General features: G+C 42.3%; 3 protein-coding genes. 2 read left to right on the top strand and 1 reads right to left on the bottom strand.

Annotated elements, in window-relative coordinates; all coding sequences use genetic code 11:
- Positions 1–244 precede the first annotated feature (244 nt).
- Both dcm and KDK14_RS06110 read left to right on the top strand, forming a co-directional pair.
- Positions 245–1690, top strand: coding sequence for a DNA (cytosine-5-)-methyltransferase (gene dcm, locus KDK14_RS06115; RefSeq protein ID WP_373691038.1), 1446 nt, complete (start codon positions 245–247; stop codon positions 1688–1690).
- Entirely contained in the window at positions 1635–2153 is a 519-nt protein-coding gene (locus KDK14_RS06110; protein WP_257264130.1) for a very short patch repair endonuclease, read from the top strand. The genes dcm and KDK14_RS06110 overlap by 56 nt, the downstream gene beginning before the upstream one ends.
- On the opposite strand, the gene KDK14_RS06105 is transcribed toward KDK14_RS06110, so the two are convergent.
- The gene (locus KDK14_RS06105) at positions 2148–3152 is read right to left on the bottom strand and encodes an MvaI/BcnI restriction endonuclease family protein (RefSeq protein ID WP_257264129.1); all 1005 of its coding nucleotides are present in this window, start codon (positions 3150–3152) and stop codon (positions 2148–2150) included. The two genes, KDK14_RS06110 and KDK14_RS06105, sit on opposite strands and share 6 nt — an antisense overlap.
- Positions 3153–3265: the final 113 nt, after the last annotated feature.

Below are 3265 nucleotides of genomic sequence, written 5' to 3'. Positions count from 1 at the left end.
AGAGTGACTGGCCACTTAGTCAGAAAATATGATTTCATTTGGTTAACTACTTATTGTACTTACAGCAATAAGGAGACAACACCGGCAACAATAATACAATTCCCGGTCGGTAAAGAAAAATAACGCCTGGCTCAAAAAATGACTTCTGGTTCAACAGCTATAATTGGTTTTTTTCCTTGGGAATAGCGAAGCATTGTACTGTATAAATAACCACAAGTTTTTCTTGCGGCTCTGGGTCATCTGTGTGATTGTAAAACACTTATTTTACCCAGCCATGACCCTTGCCTACATGAGCCTCACCGATAAAGATTTGTTAGCACAGACTGTTGAGATTTGGGGTAAACAGAAAGTTGCCCAAACACTTGGATACAAGCACCACTGTGAAGTAAGCGCGTGGTTCAAGTCTGACAAAGTGCCAAGCCTCACTGAGGAGCAACGCCACTTATTGACTGGCCTGTTGCCAAAAAACAACCCCGGGAAGATACCGGAGTTCCAGTTTATAGATTTATTTGCTGGTATTGGTGGGATACGCAAAGGGTTTGAAGCGATTGGCGGTGAGTGTGTGTTCACCAGCGAGTGGAACAAGTACGCCGTTCAGACCTATAAGGCCAACTATTACAGTGATCCTGACAAACACATATTCAACTCCGATATTCGGGAAGTCACACTCAGTGCATCACATCCAGTAATGGAGAAATGGGTAACTACCTATGTAGATAAGCACGTACCAGATCATGATGTGTTACTGGCTGGTTTTCCCTGTCAGCCGTTCTCTCTGGCTGGTGTTTCAAAGAAAAATGCCCTGGGCCGTGCTCATGGTTTTGAGTGCAAGACACAGGGGACACTGTTTTTCGATGTCGCCCGAATCATTGAAGTTAAACGACCATCTGCGTTTGTTCTTGAAAATGTGAAGAACCTGAAAAGTCACGACAAGGGAAATACATTTAAAATTATCACAGAAACTCTTGAAGAGCTGGGTTACTGGGTTGCTGATATGGAAAATATGACCCCTAAAGACCCTAAAATTATTGATGGTCAACACTTTGTCCCACAACACCGGGAACGAATTGTTCTCGTTGGTTTTCGCAAAGACCTCAATGTGCATGAAGGGTTCACTTTAAAGGATATTAAAAGAGAGTTTCCAAAACAGCGACTACAATTCTCAGACTTACTGGATGCAGAAGTGGATGAGAAATACATTCTTACCCCACGCTTGTGGGAATACCTCTACGAGTATGCGAAAAAGCACCAGGCCAAAGGCAATGGATTTGGCTATGGGCTGGTTGACCCAACGCAGCCAAGCGCAGTAGCACGTACTTTGTCAGCCCGTTATCACAAGGATGGGTCTGAAATTTTGGTAGATCGTGGCTGGAACAAACAGCTGGGAATAACAAATTTCCGGGATGAAACCAATCAGGCAAATCGGCCTCGAAGATTAACGCCAAGGGAGTGTGCCAGATTGATGGGTTTTGAGCAGCCCGGCGAAGCAACATTTAAAATCCCTGTTTCTGATACTCAAGCCTACAAACAGTTTGGTAACTCTGTTGTAGTTCCTGTTTTTTCGGCGGTAGCTCGATTGATGAAAGATCGGATAGTTGCAGCCAGGCAAAAAAATAAATCCAGAAAGAAAAAAAATGTTCTATATGAACCCCTTATTCAGCAGCCGTTATTGGAATCAGAAGGAGCTTGAAAATACAGTCATGGATATAGTCAGTCCTGAAACCAGAAGTAAAATGATGTCTGGGATTAAGGACAAAAACACAAAACCGGAAATATTAATTCGCAAAGCCCTTCATTCGGAGGGTTTTCGCTATCGACTGCATGCAGGAGAACTTCCAGCAAAACCTGATATATTACTGCCAAAATATAAAGCTGTGATCTTGGTTAATGGCTGTTTCTGGCATGGGCATGATTGCCACCTTTTCAAGTGGCCTTCAACGAGACCAGAATTTTGGCAAAAAAAAATAGAAGGTAATCGAGCCCGAGATATGTCAAACCTTGAGCTGCTTCGCACTATGGGCTGGCGAGTTTTAATAATTTGGGAGTGTTCTATCAAAGGCAAGGATCGATTGCCATTTGATCAAGTCATAGACTTGATCAAGAACTGGATATTAGTCGGCAATGAGTTCGTCGAAATCAGAGGATGCTCATAATCCTTGCAAAGGTAAAAGTACATCGACCTCTTCTTTTTCTTCATACAACATGGATAAGTCCCCGTGCTTGACCCTGAACTGGCACCTGTGTTTAGCTGCAGGCTTTGTCGAAATATCGTTCACTCTCGCTCCGGGATCCAAATAAATATGGTGATGTGCAATAGCTCTCAAAAAGTGTTCAAAGGTGGTGCCTGAATATAATTCAATCACATTACCATAATGATAGGCAGGAGTAGTACCAGACCTGTCCTTGAGACATTGTATATAGACGGCTTTATTATGTTTTTTCTTCCAATGCCAAAGCAGCTTTGCAAAACTCCAGCTGGCGGCAATAGTTCCTGCACTGTCAATAAGAGCTACATAGCCGTCCACATTGACAATTTTGCCAGTCTCATCATTAAAACCCTCAATAATAAACGTCAAACCTGTTTTATTTTGTCGGACATTATAGAAATGACGACCATTAAAATTATAACGATCTGCTCTTTTCTTATCTTTATAACCATAAATCTTAATAAACGACGTTATACCTTTGTCAAAATAAATTCCTCCATCAGGCTGAGGAGTTATTAAAGTCTGAGGTTTGCTTGCACACCTGCCAAATCGCTTTACTGCAAACTGTTTTACTTCCCAACCATGAAAGTCGGGGTCAGCAAAACTATTAGAAATAACTCCTAACTCAGCCTCAAGAGTATAGCCGCCACTATTAGGAGCGTTATAGTTTTGCAATAGACCATGTTGACCAAGCTTCTTTCCACTGATATATCCGGACTGATGAATCCTTCTCAACTCAGTAATCAATAATGATTTGCTTGACTGTGACTTTGATGAATCAAGCAACTGAGAAAATATGCTTGTTATTTCAACAGACGGAGTATCTAAAACTTCACTGGCAATTTTGGAATGGGGAGGAGCAAGCCAACTTAAAACGCGCCCCTCAGGATGAATACCAAAAAAGAGCACCCTGCCAATCGCACGTCCTTGTTTAGTTGGCTGCATCCATTCACTGAGATCTGCCTTGCAGCTTTTTAAGAACCCGGAAAGTCTTACCTCCGGGTACAGGGCGACAGAATCGGTCGAACGATCATCCCGATAATAGGATATTTAGCTAT

Source organism: Endozoicomonas sp. ONNA2 (assembly GCF_024606365.1).
Classification (GTDB): domain Bacteria; phylum Pseudomonadota; class Gammaproteobacteria; order Pseudomonadales; family Endozoicomonadaceae; genus Endozoicomonas.
This window is presented reverse-complemented; position numbering and strand designations above follow the sequence as displayed.

Bases quoted from the DNA above. Each gene is read 5' to 3' on its own strand.
- KDK14_RS06110 (WP_257264130.1), top strand. From the start codon at position 1,635: ATGTTCTATATGAACCCCTTATTCAGCAGCCGTTATTGGAATCAGAAG.
- KDK14_RS06105 (WP_257264129.1), bottom strand. From the start codon at position 3,152: ATGCAGCCAACTAAACAAGGACGTGCGATTGGCAGGGTGCTCTTTTTT.